Genomic DNA, 19,266 nt, shown 5'->3' on the forward strand with positions numbered 1-19,266 from the left:
GGAATTTAGTATGAAAAAAATAGTATTACTTGCGGGGATGTGGCTATCAAGTGATGTTATAGCAGATAGGCTGGAAACGCCTTCCTATAGAATACAAATTGAACGCTTTTGTGATGAAGGTGAGGTAACGTGTAATAAAGTGCGTTACTACGGTGTTTCCAAGCGGTCTGGTCATACTCTTTTTCTGATGGGAGAAAGTATGCATTCACTTTGTAAAGATGGTATTACTCCATGCCGCTTCCTAGGCTACCATTTTATGTATGAAACGTTTGAATATTTTGTATACGAGTCAGGCCTTTTTTTAGTAAAAGAAAAAGATCAAATAAAGGTAGAAGAGCAAGGTGAATGGCATTAGGGTCAGACCTCTCATTCATCCGTTCTTTAATTAATCATCCTGACCTTAAGATTACATCCTGCTATCAATAGCAGGTGAGCCTACTTCTACAATTAAATTTTCTACCGCCAAATCCCCCACCCTCAATATCCTCCTAGGCCCAATAAGTTGATTTAAGACGCTTCTTTTTTATTTTTATTGATCTTCGTGAATAAAATATATTGATATTCATCAGTGGGTTAAGTAGATATTATCAAATATGGAATACTAAGTCCTATATTTGAATTTACTGAAGGTGTTATCTTTCCTAAGATCTTAGCTCAGGAGATCGTTATGACATCAGAACCAGTAAGAAAAATAATAAAAATAATTGAGCTTTTTGCTATGAGTGATAAATCAGAAACTCTGGCGAGTATATCCAGAAAGAGTGGTATACCGATGGCAACGGCTTCTCGAATTGTTAATACTTTAGAGAAAGAAGGTTATTTATATCGAGCAAAAGATAAGTCTTTTATTCGTAATTTCTCATTGCATAAGAAGATGAACTTATCAGAAGGGTACTTGAGTATATTAGAGCAAGTCCTTGAAGATGTCGCTGAAAAATCAGAACAATCCTGTGAAGCCATATTTATTGAAAATAATCAGCTTTATTGGCTATCAAAAAAAGAATCTCTGAATGTGGCTTTTCGACTTAAGGCCCATGCGGGTTTTAGGCGTCCATTGTATGAATTGGATTCTCCCTCTCGCTTAAGCTTATCCGCTATGGGATGGGATCATGTGTGTAAGCAATTTGATGTGGATTCCTTTTTTTCATCAGGGCTTAGTCGCACCAATATTTCCAAAAGTGCTTTAAAAGAACAGCTTCAAAGCACTCCTATCACAGATGTTATTTATGACCTTGAAGGTAATGCACGAGGTATCAGGCGCTTTTCCAAAGCTATTTTTGATAAAAATGGCAATTTTGTACATTTATTGTGCATTGCTGAAGCAGCCATCTCAAAACAAGACATCAAATCTCATATTGATAAAAATAAAAAATTCTCAACCAAGCGGTTCAACAGCTTACCGCTTTCCTACATAGCGAGTAGATAAGAAATGAAAAAACAGCCCAATATCCTCTTTATCATGGCCGACGATCATGCCTCTAAGGCAATAAGCAGCTATGGGTATGGAATAAATCAGACGCCTAATATTGACCGAATCGGTTCAGAAGGAATGCGTTTCAACCATTGTTACGTAACAAACTCCATCTGTACCCCTAGCCGTGCAAGCATTCTTTGCGGTACTTACAATCATGTAAATGGAGTGATGACCTTAGAGAGTAAAATTAATAAGCACATTCCTAATGTCGCGAAACATTTGCAAACAGGCGGTTATCAAACGGCGATGATTGGTAAGTGGCATTTAGGTGAAGGCGCAGATCATGAGCCATCCGGTTTTGATTTTTGGTCTGTACTCCCGGGACAAGGTGAGTATTTTGATCCAGAAATGATCGAAATGGGAGAGCATATTCAAGTCCCTGGTTATGCGACAGAGGTGATTACAGAAAAATCGCTTGATTGGCTTAAAGAAACCGACTCAGATAAACCCTTCTTTTTAATGTGTCATCATAAAGCGCCGCATCGCTCTTGGGAGCCACATCCTAAATATCGTAATAGCTATACAGAAGACATTAAAGTTCCTGAAACCTTTTCTGATGATTATAAAAACCGAGCCAAAGCGGCAAAAGCGGCAAAAATGCGAGTTGATGGAGACATTACTTATTTTGACCTAGGGCTTGTACAGCCTGAAGGAGGAACCTCAGTTGGTGAAATTGCTGTTGCTCACTCAAAAGATCGTAAAATACCGACTCCAGAAAATTTAGCTGACTTTAAATTAATTGATAAAGACACGGGTGAAGTATTCACCTTTGAAAGTCATGAAGACATCGCGCATTTTAAATACCAACGCTACATTAAGCGCTATGTTCGTACGATTGCGTCCGTAGATGAGAGTGTCGGTAAATTACTGGATTATCTGGATGAAACGGGTCAGGCCGATAATACCATTGTGATTTATACCTCTGACCAAGGGTTCTTTTTAGGAGAGCATGGCTGGTTTGATAAGCGCTTTATGTATGAAGAGTCTTTTCAAATGCCTTTCCTTATTCGATATCCAGACGGCATCACTCCAAATACGATCTGTGATGACATTATTTCGAATGTCGACTTTGCACCGACCTTTTTAGATTACGCCAATCTACCTGTGCCAAATTATATGCAGGGGACGAGTGTACGCCCTTTATTAGAAGAGAAGACTCCAGATGATTGGCAAGACGTAGCCTACCATCGCTATTGGATGCACAGCGATGAGCATCACAATGCGTACGCACATTATGGCATTCGTAATAAACGTTACAAACTGATTTATTGGTATAACGAAGGGTGTGACCTTCCTGGAACGCAACCTGGAGGCGAAGAAAAAGAGTGGGAGTTATTCGATTGTGATGAAGATCCACTGGAGTTATTTAATTGTTATAACGATCCGAAATACAAAGAAATTGTACGTGAGTTAACACTTACTCTTGAAACGAAAATGCTGCAAATTGGTGACATACCAAAACACAATACCAACGAGATTCTAGCTCTATTGTAATTCTATGGGGATGTAAGCCTCACTTAAAACGTCTATTAAAAAAATAAAAGGACAGTAATATGAAACGTACACAATTAGTTAAAGTATTAACAACGGGTTTATTAATTGGATCTTCTGCAATGACATTTTCCGCTGATTACGATTTCACTATCGCCACCACGACTCCTGTAAACTCTCCCTGGGGGAAAACGCTATCGAGCTTTCAAGGTTTGGTGAGCGAGTATACAAATGAACAAGTTAATATTAATGCGAGCTTTGGCGGAGCCCTTGGTAACGATACACAATTACTGCAAAAGGCTCAGCTAGGCTCAACCGTGCAGGGGGCTCAATCATCGGGCGCTAATCTAGGGTCTGTCGTTCATGCATTTAAAGCATTTGATGTCCCTTATATTATTAACAGTGTTGAAACGAGTACTAAACTTTTCTATCCCAATGGGTCCCTTGGCGGTGCGGCGGTAGATGAGTTGCAATCCTTGATGGCAAAGAAAAACCTTCGCTTACTTTACGTTATGCCATTTGAGTTCCGAGGTATATTAACGACGGAGAAAGAAGTTCGTACTCCTGCTGATATGCAAGGGTTAAAAATTCGTGTTACTCCAAGTGAGGTGGAGCGTAATATGATCACTGAGTTAGGATCAGGTGCAACAACGCTGGGCATTTCCGAAGTATACACGGCGCTGCAAACGGGCACTGTTGATGGGTTGGCTATTCCGCCAATTACAGCGGTTGCTTTTGGTCTTCATGAGGTAGCAGGTAATATTAATCTATTAAACTTCCAACCTCATGGTTCCTTTATGACAGTGAATGCGAGAGCATGGAATAAAATGCCTGCCGATCTGCAAGAAAAGGTTCAAAAAGCCGCAGATGAAGCGGTTCTAGAGAACGCTCATGTTTTCCGTTCTGAGTTAACAACAGCATTGTCTAAATTCAAATCCCAAGGTGTTGGTGTTATAACGCCGTCAGAAGAAGAGCAAGCTGAGTTCGCTGCTATTATTCAAGGGCCTGCTACCAAGATTGCAACCAAAGGCTTTAATAGCGATGAAACACACTTTTTCGAAACATTAAAAAGCACATTGGATAATATCTAAAAACATAGGGCAGGATCTTTCCTGCCCCTTTTTAAAGTTGAATTTAATATGCTAAAGCTAATCAAAATAATGGATAAATACTTCGAGGAATTCTTGTGTAGCATCATGATTGGCTATATTGCTATATCTTTGAATATTGAAGTATTTAATCGTTACTTTCTTAATTCCCCTTCTGCATACACGGATGAAATTGCTCGTACCTTAATGATTATGTTGATCTTTCTTGGCGTGCCTTGGGCCGTAAAGTTAAACAAGCATGTTGTCATTGATCTTATACCGACATCGGAAAAGTGGCGCTCTAGACGAGTGTATATAGAACTTATTTCTCACCTTATCTTTATTGTATTCAGTATTTTATTTGCTTTGGCGTCTTATCGAGCGGCCGAATTTCATCATATGCTAGGATCCGTTACTGAGGGGCTAGGTCTTCCTTATTGGCTACTTCTTGGGACCCTGCCTGGGGTGTTTGTACTGACTGTTTTCCGTCTTTTGCAACGTATCTATGTTTTGTTAAAAAATAGAAATGTTGCCACTCCTCAGGAGCCATTGAATGTCTAGTTTAGAAATTACATTGATAGTGTGCTCGTTTTTCCTGTTTATCGCTTTTCAGGTGCCTGTTGCCATTGCTTTAGGTTCGACCTTGTTCGTTGCTTTTTACTCAATGGGGTTTGATACGATTGAATTAGCTTTAGACGCCTATCAATCTTTAGATAGCTTTCCATTATTAGCGATTCCAATGTTTATTTTAGCAGGAACATTGATGGCTACCGGTGGTGTAGCTCAGCGAATATTGGATATGGCTGATGAATTTGTCGGTCATTTACCCGGTGGTCTAGCGATCGTTACTATTTTTGCCTCTTTACTGTTTGGTGGTCTCTCTGGTTCGGCTCCAGCCACTGTTGCCGCTATTGGTACGATAACCATCCCTGCGATGATCAAACAAGGTTACAATAAGGGGTTTGCCGCGGGATTAACGGCGTGCTCTGGTGTCATCGCTATATTGGTACCGCCTTCAAACCCTATGATTATCTATGCTCTGGCTCAGCCAGGAACCTCTGTCTCTTCTATGTTTTTGAGTGGTTTATTGCCAGGTTTTTTACTTGCCCTTGGTATTGCCATTCCCGCTTATTGGGTATCAAAGAAGAACAATTGGGGCGGCAGTCGAGAGGCTGGTACCTGGAAAAGTCGTTGTAAAGCCATATTCGATGCTAAATGGGCGATTCTGACGCCAGTGATTATTTTAGGGGGCATTTACTCAGGAGCATTTACCCCTACTGAATCGGCGGCGGTTGCTTCTCTCTATGCCTTTATTATAGGTGTGTTTGTCCATAGAGAAATTAAACTGCATAACGTTGCGAGCATTTTTTCTCAGTCCGCTATTATGTCCGTAGTGGCGATGTTTTTGATTCCTTTTGCGGTTGTTTTAGGGAAATTATTATCGTCACAACAAGTACCTGAATTGATTACAGCGTCTATGTCCGGTTTTATGGATGGTAAGGTCATCACCATATTAATGGTCATTCTCTTGTTGCTGTTTGTAGGGTGTTTTATGGACACCTTAGCGTCGATTATTGTCTTAACGCCTCTGCTGTACCCCATGTTGAGTCAATACGGCATCAGTCAGTATCATTTTGGTATTATTTTGATTGTGTGCTTAGGTCTAGGGTTTGTGACTCCCCCTTAGGTGGCAATTTATTTATAGCAAATCAAATCAGTAAAACCTCGGTCCAGCAAGTCTTTGTCGGTGCTTTACCTACCCTTGGCGGTATGCTGGTGGCGGCGTTATTGATTGCTTTTATTCCCCAAATATCAGAAGTGTTTCTATGATCGCTACTCTTAAGTGAGGTGAATAAAAAACGGATATCGGTCGGTGTAGGGTTTTCCAGCAGTAACAGAAGGCAATGAAAAGGACATGATTGCTTGATGTGAACCTGAAACCATCAGATACATAAACGCTGTGATAAACCATAAAGACCGGAGTATACGATTGTTTTTATTCGGATGGATGCGCCTTAGATAATGGCCTTCTGTCCGTTTTTTATTTTGCTATGTGTCACTATATTTCCGATTGCTCCTGCCTATACTGTTACTAACACTTTATCGCATTGTCTGTTTAGTAATAGGAGATAAGAATGAAAACAATAGGCCTGATTGGTGGTATGAGTTGGGAGTCAACGGCGAGTTATTATCGTTTAATGAATCAAGGGGTAAGGTCGAGATTAGGTGGCTTACATTCCGCTAGAATCTGTCTCTACAGCGTTGATTTTGCTGAAATCGAAGTGTTGCAACGTACTCATAAGTGGCAGGAGGCCGCGGCTATTTTAATGGATGCGGCAGGTCGCTTAGAATCGGCGGGAGCAGATTATCTTCTTATTTGTACTAATACCATGCATAAGGTGTTTGCAGAGGTGCAAGCGTCCATCACCATTCCTGTTGTACACATTGTTGACGCTACAGCGAAGCAATTAAAGCAAGATGGCATTACTAAAGTTGGTTTGTTGGGTACGCGTTTTACGATGGAAGACGCCTTTTATAAGGACAGAATGCAACAAGATCATGGTATTGATGTACTGGTGCCGGACCAAACTCAAAGAGACTTAATACATGAGATTATTTATCAAGAACTGTGCTTAGGTGAGATAAAAGACACTTCCCGTGAACAGTATTTAAATGTCATTCAAAGTTTGTATGCTCAAGGTGCTGAAGCGATTATTTTAGGTTGCACAGAAATTGCGTTATTGGTACAGCCTCAGCACACGACCATTCCGCTTTACGATACTACAGCTATACATGCTAACGATGCGGTAGACATGGCTCTAGAGTAATAAATGAAGTGACCAGACTGTTATATATCCGCTTGTATGAGTAAGGTGCTCACGTTACTATTTTAGAAAATAATTTTTGTCTTTAATATACAAAACGCCCTCCGAATTGGACGATTACAAAAGGAAACCGTATGGATATTCTGCAAGGCTTATTAATCATTACGACCATACATTTGCTGGCGGCTATGTCTCCTGGGCCGGATTTTCTCTTAGCGTCCCAGCAGACACTCGTGAATGGGAAAAAGGCAGGGCTTTTGGTGAGCTTAGGCATCACTCTAGGGCTATCTATTCACATTCTATATTCTGGACTTGGATTAGCGGCGGTGATTGCTAATTCTGTGACGGCGTTATGGATTATAAAAATTCTGGGTGGTAGTTACTTATTGTACTTGGGCTGGAAGGGGATTCGTTCAACAGCTACTCAGGGAAACTTAGAAAATAAGAATGTGAAGAAACATTCTAATATGAAGAATATAGGTATTGGTTTTTTATGTAACGCCCTTAACCCAAAAGCGCCTATTTATTTTGTGTCACTTTTTACTGTGGTGTTATCACCGGATATTTCTTTATTTGAGTTGTCGATTTACGCTGTTTGGATGATGGTAATTCAAATGAGTTGGTTTTCTGTTGTGGTGCTTTTACTTTCTTCCCCACCAGTATATCGTCGCTTTAAGTCGGTGTCTCACTGGGTTGACCGAGTGATGGGCGCGGCTATGATTGGTTTAGGTTTAAAAGTGATTTTAACTCGCTAATCATTTAATTATTATGTTCAGTGTCGCTGTGCAAAGGGAAAGGCCGTAGGCACCTATTTTAGAGGGTAAAGTTATGCCGCATGTGCGTGTGAGAGGGTTGTCTTTTGAAGCGTTAGAGTCCATCGCAGAAGAATTAGTGGAGTCATTAGCCGTAATTACCGATACGCCGAACTCGCATTTTACATTGGAATACCAGGCGGTAAGCTATATTCTAGCGGGAGGCGCTTCCCCAGCGTATCCTTTTTTTGAAGTTATCTGGTTTAACCGTGGTAATGATGTAAAAGCTCAGGTAGCCGCCTGTATTGATGACCTGGTGCGGCCTTTAATTTTAACGGGGCAAGATATCACAGTGATGTTTCATGATACTAAAGGTGGGGATTATTTTGAGAATGGCGAACACTTTTGAAATGCAGTGGTCAGAAACGCCCGTCATTAGATAAAAAAACGGCTTTCCATTTTTGGTTAGCCGTTTTTTTTAGATCTTTCGTTTTGTAAATCTTATTAGCCTTTTTGGAAGTCGTATACACTGCCAAGCTGCATGATTTTTGTCAGTTCATCCAGTGCGGTACGGCTTTCCATTAATAGTTGAGGATCAGCTAAATCTTTTTCTATTAAACGATCTCTATAGTGCTTATCTACCCATTGATTTAGTGTAGCGTATAAAGCATCATTCATTAAGCAATGAGGGTTGACCGCTGCGTGTTCAGCTTCCGTTAGGACAACTCTTAAACGTAAGCATGCAGGGCCACCACCGTTGCTCATGCTTTGTTTTAAGTCATACACTTTGACTTGATTAATAGGGCCTTGACCTGCAACTAGGCTATTCAAGTATTCCCATACCGCAGGAATATTTTGACATTCACCAGGCACGACGATTGTCATATCATTGGCGTTACGGCTTAATAACTGACTATTGAATAGGTAGGATTTTACACACTCTTCCACAGACACTAATTGACTTGGCACTTCAATAAAGTGGAACGTTTCTGGGTTGTCACCCCATGCGGTCATAATGTCTTTTTGCATTTTTTCTGTATCAAGGAAGGCTTCTTGATGATAGAAATGAGCATTACGATTACCAACAGCGATTACGTCATTATGGAAAACACCAGCATCAATTACGGCTGGATTCTGTTGCGCATAAACCACTTTCTCATCCGTTAATCCATGCATACGGGCAACCGCTTGAGAGGCTTCTAAAGTGTGTCTTGCTGGAAAACGGCTTGGTTTAGGTACGGACGAATCAAAAGCTGCCATACCATAAACAAAAAACTCAATACCTTGTTGGCCGTATTCTGCACTGAAACGAGTATGGTTTGCAGCACCTTCGTCACCAAAGTGATCAACACTTGGTAAGGCTTGGTGATGAGCAAAATGTTCTGCGTTATTAAATGTTGCCGCTAAAATTGCCCCTGTTGTTTCGTGTTCAATGGAACGGTGAAACTTATTCACTAGGTTTGCGGGAGTAAAGTGAACCCGACCGTCGTGAGTGTCAGCACTTGGAGAAACCGTCGCCGCATTGGCTGTCCACATACAAGAAGCGGAACTGGCTGCAGCTAAAATTTTAGGTGCATGCTTGGATGCTTGTTGTAGTACTTGAGCGTCCGAACCAGAAAATCCTAAACGACGCAAACTAGGAATATGAGGACGTTCATGAGGTGCAAGCACCCCTTGGATAAATCCCATATCGGCCAAGGCTTTCATTTTGGTCAGACCTTGCTTTGCCGCTTCTTTTGGATTAGATGGCTGATCCACATTATTCAATGAGGCGACGTTGCCGAATGACAAACCGCTGTAATTGTGTGTTGGGCCAACTAAGCCATCAAAATTTGCTTCATTTGCCTTATTCATTAGAACCTCTGAAATCGATAAAGGGCAACTGAACGGTTTTTACCTTGTTCAGTTGCTAGATGGAAAGCATTAAACTGTAGTATGGAGTAGGCTCTATCTTATAAAGTAAGGCCTGGTACTAATTTATCTGGAACTGAAAGTGCTTCAACTTCAATACTTGCCACTGGGTAGGCACAGTAATCAGCGGCATAATACGCACTTGATCTGTGGTTACCACTCGCGCCGGTTCCACCAAATGGTGCCGCACTGGAGGCACCGGTTGTTTGTCGGTTCCAGTTAATAATCCCCGCACGGCTATTACGGAAAAACCAATCATATTCCGTTGCATCATCTGAAAGAATGCCCGCAGATAAACCAAAACGTGTGTTATTGGCGATGGTCATGGCTTCATCCATTGAAGAGTAACGAATAACCGTGAGTAAAGGACCAAAATGTTCGTTATCAGGTAGTGAAGACAGAATGTCTGTTGCATCAACTATCCCTGGAGTGACAAAACCGCTATCACTGGGACCACGGCTCATTGGATAAAGAGAATGTGCACCCAGTTTGATTAAGTTGTTATAGGCTTGTAGTAAACCGTCTGCGGCTTGAGAAGACACAACAGGGCCCATAAATGGCTGTTCCGCGGCATCGAAACGATCGATATTAAGTTTGCTGGTGGTTTCCAATAATTTTGCTATTACAGCATCACCATGAGCGCCTGTAGGTACTAGCAAACGGCGTGCACAAGTACAGCGTTGACCGGCAGAAATAAAGGCAGACTGAATAATCTCATGTACGGTGGCATCAATATTTTCAGTCTTTTCAGATACAAGAAGAGGGTTATTGCCACCCATTTCAAGAGCGAGTATTTTCCCAGGATGACCAGCAAAGTCTTTATGCAATATGTGACCAACTTGAGGGCTACCTGTAAAGAATAAACCATCAATACCATCATGATTAGCAAGGGCAACGCCTGTGTCTCTTTCCCCTTGAACCATGTTTAGCACACCTTTTGGAAGGCCTGCCTGTTCCCACAGCTGAAGTACAAAGTCAGATGTTGCCGGTGCTTGTTCACTTGGCTTGAGTACAATGGTGTTGCCGGCAATTAATGCAGGCACAATGTGGCCATTAGGCAAATGGCCAGGGAAATTATAAGGACCAAACACAGCGACAACACCGTGAGGCTTATGACGTAAGCGAGCCGTTGCGCCAGGCATAGGTGTAGTTTTTTCACCAGTACGCTCATTATAAGCTTGTTTTGAAATGGCTACTTTTCCGACCATTGCGGCGGCTTCCGTGCGTGTTTCCCAAATCGGCTTACCCGTTTCACGACTGATAGTGTGTGCGATTTTTTCGCTATTTTCTTTTACTAGTTCAGCAAAGCGATCAATGATAACGAGGCGATCAGCTAAATCCATATTAGCCCAATTAGAAAAAGCACCACGAGCTGCTTGAATAGCCATGTCAACTTGTTCTGCGCTGGCACTGTTGCTTTCCCAAACCAAAGACGCATCGGAAGGGTCAATGGAACGGCTAAGTTTACCTTGACCTTGTACCCATTCACCGTTGATGTAATGAGCCTGTTTCACGTTAGTTAATAAAGTAGTTGTCATTTGATTGCTTCCTTAATGAGTAAACGTTGAGCGTTAGCGACGAGATGACAATTCGACAATACGAACTGTGTCTTTGTTGTTAATGCAAAGGTGATCAGCTTCTTCTTGAGAAAGCATGATAGAGCTGCCTGGAGCACTGGTACGTTGAATAAGAATACAGCGGAATTCAGCCAGTTTGGTGTTAGAAACCATGTAGTATTCACCGTCATTTAGACTTTTGGGTTGTCCTATATTAGCAATGGCTAAACGGCTGTTGCGAACAGCACGAATGTCTTGCACTCGAGCTTCAATGGTTGGCCCGCCATCAAAAATGTCTACATAATTTTCGTATCTGAACCCTTCTTGTTCTAAAAGGCGCAAAGCAGGCGCAGTTTTATCATGGACTTTTCCTAGAACCTCTTTGGCTTCATCTGTTAATAGAGAAACGTAAACAGGGTTGTTAGGCATTAGCTCGGCGATAAATTGCTTGCCCCCTAACGAGGTCATTTCATCTGCTTTTTTGAAATCAATAGAGAAAAAGTGACGACCTAAACTTTCCCATAGAGGAGAGCGGCCATTCTCATCACAAACGCCTCTCATTTCAGCAAACACTTTTTCAGTGAAGCGTTCAGGGAATTGGGCTAAAAACATAAAGCGGCATTTTGATAACAATTGACCGTTTTTAGAATGACGGTAGCCTTCGTCTAAAAATAAGGTACAAAGTTCACTGAAGCCTGTGTAGTCATTATTTAGAACAAGCGTTGGCATAATGTTATGCACACCGAGTTCTCTGGAAGAATGCACTAGGTTACCTAAGTGATAACTGTAGAAAGGTTCGTCTAAACCTACTGTGCCTAGTAATCCACTGGTGCCTACAATTTCGCCTGTTTCAGTATCTTCTAAGACAAGTAAATAACTTTCGTCTGCAGGTTGACTGATATCTTCTTTTGCAAAAGATTGAACCGATGCTTCAATTTTTTTAGACAATATTTTGTTGTCTGGTATTAAAGAGGTGAAGCCCACCCCTGTTTTCTCGGCCAGCTTGTGTAAAGATTCCAATTCATCTTTTTGTATTGGTCGAACAATCATCATAATCTTAAGTCTCTTAAATGAATAAAATAAAGCGCAAGTGCTTGTGGCATTGCATCATTTTATAAAGATATCCATTGGGTTTCTTCACCTTCGTGGAGCTGAAGCCGCTGTCTAGTTGCTGTCTCTATCGTTAATTGATAGTGGTTTTCATAGGCTGGGGCTACAGTGGCACGAAAGTCACCGAGTCTCCCTGTGGCAATTAAATGCATTGGTGCATTGGTTAACCCTTCTTCGATTGTAGTAGTGCCATTTTTACTGTTCGCGACTGTGTGTATATCTTGGAGCCGAGACTCTACTGTCGGACCAGCGTCGAAAATATCGATGTAATTACGGAATTGGAAACCTTCTTCTAAAAGAATATCCGCACTATTTCCTGACTCTTCGTGTACAACACCGATAACGTCCTGCGCTTCTTTAGGTAAGGTCGGAACATAAATTGGATATCTTGGCATAAGGTCGGCAATAAAATTTTTATTACTGACGCCTGAAAGATAGTCGGCTTTTTGAAAATCCATAGAAAAGAAATGTTTGCCTAAGGAATCCCAAAATGGGGAAAAACCATGGCGATCACTTTCACCTCTAAGTTCAACAAAAATACGCTTCGTAAATCGCTCTTTATGTCTTGCCATGAAGAGTAATCTCGCTCTAGAGAGTAAGGACATAGCGATGTGATTTTGGTGCGCTTGATCGACGACTAAGGCCATCATGCGACTGGTTCCGTTGTAATCGTGACAGAGAAACAGGGCTGAAATTCGATTATGAATTTGCATTTGCGGTGAAGCATGTACTACTTCATCGATGCGATAACTATAAAAAGGGGTGTCTGTGCCGACCATTGCTTCTATGCCACATGCACCTACAATAGCATCACGACTGGTATCAATAAGCACGAAGCTATATGACTCTTCACCAGGTTGATCTATATTGGCTAGCATAGATCGCTTGGATGAGGCTATGCGATCATTCAAGCGATCTCGGTTTGCTGGAAAATTCGTAAAACCAATCCCGGCTTGTTGAGCGAGTCGTTCTAATGCGGGGAGGTCGGAGAAATCAACGGGTCTTACTAGATACATGATGAATCTCCTATTTAAGGTCTGAGTGTTTTCTTGATATGCGATACTAGGCTTAACGCCTATACTGGCTGAAGAAAATGTTTGGTATCGCATTGTTGTAATCTATAAAACGTATTATTCAGTAATATTGAAAATGAAAATAGATGTTAACTTTCAAATTTGCGACAAAATATTCTGAATAATGATCAAAAAAGTCAAAAATTCAAAAGAAGAATGCTATGGGAACTATCAAGTCAGGTTTATATCGTCATTTTAAAGGGATGGAGTATTTAGTTGAAAGTGCGGCTAGGCACAGTGAAAGTATGGAGGAGTTTGTTGTTTATCGTGCTTTATACGGTGAATGTGGATTATGGGTGCGCCCGTTAAATATGTTTAAAGAGAATGTTGTGGTGGGTGGAGAAGAGATACCTCGTTTTCAACGAATAGGTACCTTAGAGGAAGCAAAAGAAAAGCTTGCTCGTCTTTTAGATGAAAGAATATCAGAATAAGGTAGGCAAGCTGTTCAAATGGTTAACGAGAGCATTAATTGCAAATGATTAATATACCCTTTGAGATTATTGCGGAGGTGTGATCCAAGGCGTCTCTCTCATTAATTGAATTACTTTTTCTCTAAACCAACGATGGGATAAGTCGTTATTGTTTCTCTCATGCCAGCATATTTGAATTGGGTGATTGTCTTCGTGTGGCTCAATACCATGTAGCTCTTTAGGGAAAGGGAAAATTTTCACAGGGTAAAAATTGCTTTTTTCACACATTACCTCTTGAAATAATTCTCCTATTGAGCGAGACACAATAAAAGCCATCCCTCGTTTTACGGCTTTCATCGCGACCATTAAGCTTTCTGTTTCTAAACTTGGCTCCAAATCATAGCCTTGCTGCTGTAACGTTTGTAACGTCTGGTGAAAGTAGTAATTGTTGTTACTCTGCTTTATGTGGTGAGTCACAAATTTATGGCTAACAAGCTCTTTTAAGGAAATACTGTCATTATCAAATAAGGGGTGCATGCTACTAAGGACAATACAACCTTCAGCATAACCAATAAGTTTATTGCGAATATGTCCTGGTGTAGTGGATAGAGGGTTGATGCCAATATCGATGGTTCCGTTAAGCAAGCCTTCAACGCTGTTTTCATTCCAAGTACTGATAGACAATCGCACATCTGGCGCTTCATGGTGAAGGTAATCTAATAAAGGTTCAATAAAGCTTTCAAGGTCGCTGTCACTAACGGCCAATCTAAAACGTCGATTTAATTGGCTCACATCTAGTGAGACAGGCGCCATCAATTCGGTTAATGACCTTAAAATAGGTCTAACTTGCTTATGAAGTTCCGTCGCACGGGCTGTTGGGCTAAGTCCATAGGCCTGACGAGTAAATAAAGCATCATTAAATAACTCTCGCAATCTTTGTAAGCTCTTACTTAGGGCTGGTTGAGTAAGGTCCAAGCGTTCAGCGGCTCTTGAGACACTGCCTTCTTCCATAATAGTAACAAAGGCGACTAAGAGTTTAATGTCGAGTTTTGATATCTCTTCTATACGCATGTTTTTCTCGTATTAATAAAATGGAATAGCAGGGTGCTGTGTGGACACTCTGCTATTCGTCTTACTTAAGCTATGATAAGAAATCTTTCTGAGGTCGGTACTTTACTCGGAACAAAAGTGAGTAAAATACAGGGACGGCAATTAACGTTAGTATGGTTGCGAAACCCAATCCAAAGGAAATCACCACAGCCATGCCTTCAAAGAATGCATCAGATAGTAAGGGAATCATTCCTAGAATAGTTGTGATTGCCGCCATACATACCGGTCTTACACGACTGACGGCAGAATGGAACACGGCTTCGTAAGTTTCCGTACCTAGGTCTAGCTCATAGTTGATTTGATCCGCGAGCACAATCCCGTTTTTCACTATCATCCCTGATAAGCTCAAGAAGCCAAGTAGTGACATAAAGCCAAATGCGGTATTCATCGCTAACAAGCCAAAAGAGACACCAATCAGAGCTAAGGGTACGCAGAACCAAATGACCAGAGGTACTCTAACCGAGTTAAATAGGAGTATGGAGATGATGAACATGAACAAATAACCCATAGGCAAAGCCTTAAAAATATTGGCTTGCGCATCGGTGCTGCTTTCATACTCTCCACCCCACTCTAGGCTGTAGCCTTGAGGTAGCTCTAATGCTTCAATGTCACCACGAACGCGTCCGAAAACCGCCATCGCCGTTTCATCGCCCAGAATGTTTGGATCGGCCATGATAGTGATGGTTCGTTTACGATCCAGGCGTTCAATTACCGGGTCTTCCCACACAACATCAAAGCCAGAAACAACACTAGACAGCGAAACATAAGAGCCAGAGGCTGGGCTGTAAATTTGCAGGTCACGGATTTGATCGATGGATCGACGTTCATTTTCTGGTGCTATCTGGACGATTGGTAAAAGGTCTGTACCAGAGCGGTAGGTACCTATACGTGAGCCAGTGAAGTTCGTTAGCATTACGTTGTCTAGGTCGGTTTTGCTAATACCTAAGCGACGTGCTTGAGCATCATCAAGAATTGGACGTAAGACTTTAACACGTTGACGCCAATCGTCTTTTATATTTTCTAGACCGCCATCCTTATGGTAAATGTCTTGAATAATCGCACTGTATTGGCGTAGTACTTCTGGATCTGGTCCGCTAATACGTGCTTCCAGTTTCGCTCCGCCAGCTGGGCCTAACTGTAACCTTTGCAGTTTGACATCAAGGCCAGGGAAGTTCTCTTGCATTTTATAATACAAGTCTTCAATTAAGCTTGGGATCACTTCAGAACTCGTTGCACGGATAATAAACTGAGCATAGCTTGAGTTTTGCTGTTCCGCATTGTAAGTCAACATGAAGCGTGGCGCACCTTGACCTGTTGTTGAAGTAACAAACTCAATTCTGTCATCGTTACTTAATACTTCAGCTTCGATTTGTTTTACGGTTTTATAGGTAGCATCAATATGACTTCCTTCTGGAAGCTGAATATCTAGATACACCATTGGCGTTGTGGATGGTGGGAAGAAGGCTTGTTTTACAAACTGGAACGCCCATCCTGCCGTCACTAAGGTGGCGATTAACAAGAGCACAGTGACCCAGCGAAAGCGCATGGCTTTATCGAGTAACCACTTGTAGCCAGTAAACAAGAAACCGGCATAAGGGTCTTTTAGTTCGGCGTCACTATCTGCATTTTTGATGGATTCTTTAAAGAATAAATCGCAAAAGAAAGGCGTTAATGTAATCGCTGTGATCCAACTTAAGAAAAGTGAAATGAGCAATACATAGAAAAGTGAACCAACAAACTCGCCTACCGCATCTGGAGACAAACCGATTGGTGCAAAAGCGGTAATCGCAATGATGGTTGCGCCTAGAAGAGGCCATTTTGTTTGTTTAACCACCGAACTGGCGGCTTCAATTTTACTCATCCCTCGTTGTAGACCAATTAATATACCTTCAGTCACCACGATGGCGTTATCAACAAGCATCCCCAGAGCAATAATCAGACCACCGAGAGAGATTCGTTGTAAGTTGATGGAAAAATAATCCATCACAATGAAAGTGCCAAGAATGGTTAACAGCAAGACTAAACCAATAAGGATACCGGATTTGATCCCCATAAAGACTAATAATACTAAAACCACGATGCCCACGGCCGCGAACAAATTTAACAAGAAATTCGAGACGGAGTTGTTTACTTCCTTAGACTGGAAATAAACCGGATCCATACTAATGCCTATGGGTTGCTGATATTCAAGTTCGGCAATACGCTGTTCTAATGATTTACCAATATCAACCACGTTAACGCCGGAAGAAAAAGACACACCTAATAAGAGTGAGTTTTTACCGTTATAGTTAATCAAGTGTGTTTGAGGGTCTTGGTATTCTCTTTTGATCGTCGCAATATCGCTTAGACGAATCAGGTTGCCAGAAATAGGAGTGCCAACAATGAGGTTTTCTAATTCTGAAATATCTTTAAATTCACCGGTAGGGCTAATACGTATGTATTCACTTCCTACGGTGACATTTCCCGCATTTGACACGTTATTTTGGTTAGATAAAAGGTCTTTTAATTGGTTCGGGGAGATTCCCATATTGGCAAGTTTAGAGCGAGAAATTTCAATAGAAACTTGTTCTGCTTGCTCACCCGCAACAGAAACTCGACTAACACCATCTACGAGTACTAATTCACGTTTTACATAATCGACGTAATTTTTTAAGTCTTTGTAAGGGTAGCCTTCTCCATGCACCGCTAACATGACACCGTATACATCGCCAAAATCATCGACAACAATTGGTGCTTGAACACCTGTCGGGAATGTTGGTGTAATATCACGGATTTTTTTCCGCATCTCATCCCAAATTTGTTTCAGTTGTTGAGCTCGATAAGTCTCTTTAATGGTGACTTGAATGAGAGAGTAGCCCGCCTTAGTGGTTGATTTAATTTTATCAACATAGGTCAGATTTTGAAGCTCTGTTTCTATTTTGTAGGTAACTTCTTCCTCTACTTGTTCTGGAGACGCACCCGGATAGTAAGTAATTACTAGAGCGTCTTTGATAGTAAATTCAGGGTCTTCTAATTGACCAAGATTGGTAAAGGCAATAGCACCACCAATTAAAAGGATGAGGATAATCATCCAACTGGTGACTTTGCGTTCTATAAAGTAGGCTGCAATATTCACTTAAATGCCTCTCTCTCTTGTCCAAGGACGTACAGGAATGTCTTTATTTAAGCTGTGGACTCCTGCAGAAACAATGCGATCTCCATCTTTTAGGCCATCAATGACTTCAATGGTGTCTTCTTGTAGGGCTCCAATGGTAATGGTACGGCTTTCAACTCGGTTGGTTTCAGGATTAAATACCCACACCATACGGTTGGCTTCACCTGATGGTGTATGCGCTTCTAATACCGCTTCAACAGGCACTAGAATGTTTTTCTCTGCGCCTAATAGCTCACCGATATTTATATCGATACTGGCTGTCATTCCTGGCAATAATGTGATGGATTTATCGTTGCTCGCTTGTAGGCTTAAAGTCACATCATAAGCTTTCGTGGTGTCATCTGGTGTTGTGTTATGTTTTTTGTATTTACCTATTAGAACATTGGAAGGCGCGGCATCAATTACCACACTTGGCTTATAAGCAATTTCATGGCTTTGGATATTAATAATGAGCTTTTCCGGAACTTGGAAAACAACATCTAGCTGATTGATGTTTTGAATATGAATTAATGCTTGAGTCGCATTAACATATTGGAAATTTTCAGTAGAGACGGTGGAGATGACACCATCAAATGGTGCTGTCAGTTGGGTATACGAAAGTTGGTTTTTTGCTTGAGTTAAGGCATTTTCAGCTTGGTCTAAGCTGGCCTTAGCTTCATCATATTGAGCTTGAGTGGTGGCGTTTTGTTTATAAACGGATTGAACTCGATTAAAAGTGGCTTTCGCTAAACGATAGTTTGCTTCAGCTAGGTCAACTTTAAGTTGAAAGTCTTTAGGGTCTAATTGAGCTAACAATTCCCCTTTTTTAACCTTCTTACCTGCGATGGCATTAAGCGTTTGTAGTTGTCCACCTACGCGAAAAGCCAAGTCGGCTTCTTGGCTTGCTTTTAACTCTCCCGGAAAACGTCTGATATCTACTGCATTTTGTGTGTTTATCGTGAAGAGCTTCACTGGGCGAATAATATCTGGTTTGGTTTCAACAACCGTTTCATCTTCGCTTGAGCATGCGCTTAACAATAGGATGGCGGACAGCACCGCGCCAATCACCATCGAGTTTTTGATAGAGCTTTTCATTAAATTCTCCGTGAGAATGTACAGTAGTTACGAATAACTCTATTTTATATCTGTTTGGATTAGATATGAATTTCTAATTGTATATGCATGTTATGAATTTTTTTTATATCTTGATGGTTTTTTAGTGAAATAAGGAAATATCTTGTAAAAAAGTAGATGTTTTAGGAGGAGACATTGCTGTTGATAAGCAATAAGATTATTCATAGTTTAAAACGTTTCTACGGAAGAGATTGATGAG

17 protein-coding genes are annotated in these 19,266 nt (G+C 41.2%); 10 read left to right on the plus strand and 7 right to left on the minus strand.

Annotated features, from left to right (window positions below):
* Positions 1–10 precede the first annotated feature (10 nt).
* From O1D97_RS07075 to O1D97_RS07115, 9 genes are all read left to right on the plus strand, one after another.
* The gene (locus O1D97_RS07075) at positions 11–355 is read left to right on the plus strand and encodes a hypothetical protein (RefSeq protein WP_269124191.1); all 345 of its coding nucleotides are present in this window, start codon (positions 11–13) and stop codon (positions 353–355) included.
* Between the two features lie 312 nt (positions 356–667).
* The gene (locus tag O1D97_RS07080; protein WP_269124193.1) at positions 668–1,426 is read left to right on the plus strand and encodes a helix-turn-helix domain-containing protein; all 759 of its coding nucleotides are present in this window, start codon (positions 668–670) and stop codon (positions 1,424–1,426) included.
* A 3-nt stretch (positions 1,427–1,429) separates the two neighbouring features.
* Positions 1,430–2,968, plus strand: a complete 1,539-nt coding sequence (locus tag O1D97_RS07085) for a sulfatase family protein (RefSeq protein ID WP_269124195.1) — start codon at positions 1,430–1,432, stop codon at positions 2,966–2,968.
* A gap of 59 nt (positions 2,969–3,027) precedes the next feature.
* Positions 3,028–4,056: a TRAP transporter substrate-binding protein gene (locus tag O1D97_RS07090; protein WP_269124197.1), complete on the plus strand. Its 1,029-nt coding sequence runs from the start codon at positions 3,028–3,030 to the stop codon at positions 4,054–4,056.
* A gap of 48 nt (positions 4,057–4,104) precedes the next feature.
* A complete protein-coding gene (locus O1D97_RS07095) occupies positions 4,105–4,614 on the plus strand; it encodes a TRAP transporter small permease (protein WP_269124199.1) in 510 nt (169 codons plus the stop codon).
* Entirely contained in the window at positions 4,607–5,740 is a 1,134-nt protein-coding gene (locus tag O1D97_RS07100; RefSeq protein ID WP_269124201.1) for a TRAP transporter large permease, read from the plus strand. The genes O1D97_RS07095 and O1D97_RS07100 overlap by 8 nt, the downstream gene beginning before the upstream one ends.
* 448 nt (positions 5,741–6,188) lie before the next feature.
* Positions 6,189–6,881: an aspartate/glutamate racemase family protein gene (locus O1D97_RS07105; RefSeq protein ID WP_269124203.1), complete on the plus strand. Its 693-nt coding sequence runs from the start codon at positions 6,189–6,191 to the stop codon at positions 6,879–6,881.
* A 131-nt stretch (positions 6,882–7,012) separates the two neighbouring features.
* Positions 7,013–7,633 carry a LysE family translocator gene (locus tag O1D97_RS07110; protein WP_269124204.1) on the plus strand — a complete coding sequence of 207 codons (621 nt, stop codon included), beginning with the start codon at positions 7,013–7,015 and terminating at the stop codon, positions 7,631–7,633.
* Positions 7,634–7,706: 73 nt separating this feature from the next.
* Positions 7,707–8,039 (plus strand): DUF1904 family protein, encoded by a 333-nt coding sequence (locus tag O1D97_RS07115; RefSeq protein WP_269124206.1) that lies wholly within the window; start codon positions 7,707–7,709, stop codon positions 8,037–8,039.
* A 95-nt stretch (positions 8,040–8,134) separates the two neighbouring features.
* Here the strand turns inward: O1D97_RS07115 and astB are convergent, their stop codons facing one another.
* The 4 genes from astB to O1D97_RS07135 form a co-directional block, all read right to left on the minus strand.
* Positions 8,135–9,484 (minus strand): N-succinylarginine dihydrolase, encoded by a 1,350-nt coding sequence (gene astB, locus O1D97_RS07120; protein ID WP_269124208.1) that lies wholly within the window; start codon positions 9,482–9,484, stop codon positions 8,135–8,137.
* Positions 9,485–9,582: 98 nt separating this feature from the next.
* The gene (gene astD, locus O1D97_RS07125) at positions 9,583–11,079 is read right to left on the minus strand and encodes a succinylglutamate-semialdehyde dehydrogenase (protein ID WP_269124210.1); all 1,497 of its coding nucleotides are present in this window, start codon (positions 11,077–11,079) and stop codon (positions 9,583–9,585) included.
* A 33-nt stretch (positions 11,080–11,112) separates the two neighbouring features.
* Entirely contained in the window at positions 11,113–12,150 is a 1,038-nt protein-coding gene (gene astA, locus O1D97_RS07130; protein WP_269124212.1) for an arginine N-succinyltransferase, read from the minus strand.
* Between the two features lie 59 nt (positions 12,151–12,209).
* Complete coding sequence (locus O1D97_RS07135; RefSeq protein WP_269124213.1) at positions 12,210–13,223, minus strand: arginine N-succinyltransferase; 1,014 nt, start codon at positions 13,221–13,223, stop codon at positions 12,210–12,212.
* 218 nt (positions 13,224–13,441) lie between these two features.
* On the opposite strand from O1D97_RS07135, the gene O1D97_RS07140 reads away from it, so the two are divergent.
* Positions 13,442–13,711: a DUF1653 domain-containing protein gene (locus tag O1D97_RS07140; protein ID WP_269124215.1), complete on the plus strand. Its 270-nt coding sequence runs from the start codon at positions 13,442–13,444 to the stop codon at positions 13,709–13,711.
* Between the two features lie 66 nt (positions 13,712–13,777).
* On the opposite strand, the gene O1D97_RS07145 is transcribed toward O1D97_RS07140, so the two are convergent.
* The 3 genes from O1D97_RS07145 to O1D97_RS07155 all read right to left on the minus strand — a co-directional run bounded on the left by O1D97_RS07145 (position 13,778) and on the right by O1D97_RS07155 (position 19,028).
* Entirely contained in the window at positions 13,778–14,761 is a 984-nt protein-coding gene (locus O1D97_RS07145; RefSeq protein ID WP_269124217.1) for a LysR family transcriptional regulator, read from the minus strand.
* 70 nt (positions 14,762–14,831) lie between these two features.
* Positions 14,832–17,915, minus strand: coding sequence for an efflux RND transporter permease subunit (locus tag O1D97_RS07150; RefSeq protein ID WP_269124219.1), 3,084 nt, complete (start codon positions 17,913–17,915; stop codon positions 14,832–14,834).
* Positions 17,916–19,028: an efflux RND transporter periplasmic adaptor subunit gene (locus tag O1D97_RS07155; RefSeq protein WP_269124221.1), complete on the minus strand. Its 1,113-nt coding sequence runs from the start codon at positions 19,026–19,028 to the stop codon at positions 17,916–17,918.
* Positions 19,029–19,266: the final 238 nt, after the last annotated feature.

The organism is Marinomonas phaeophyticola (assembly GCF_026966905.1).
In the GTDB taxonomy this organism is placed as follows: Bacteria; Pseudomonadota; Gammaproteobacteria; order Pseudomonadales; family Marinomonadaceae; genus Marinomonas; species Marinomonas phaeophyticola.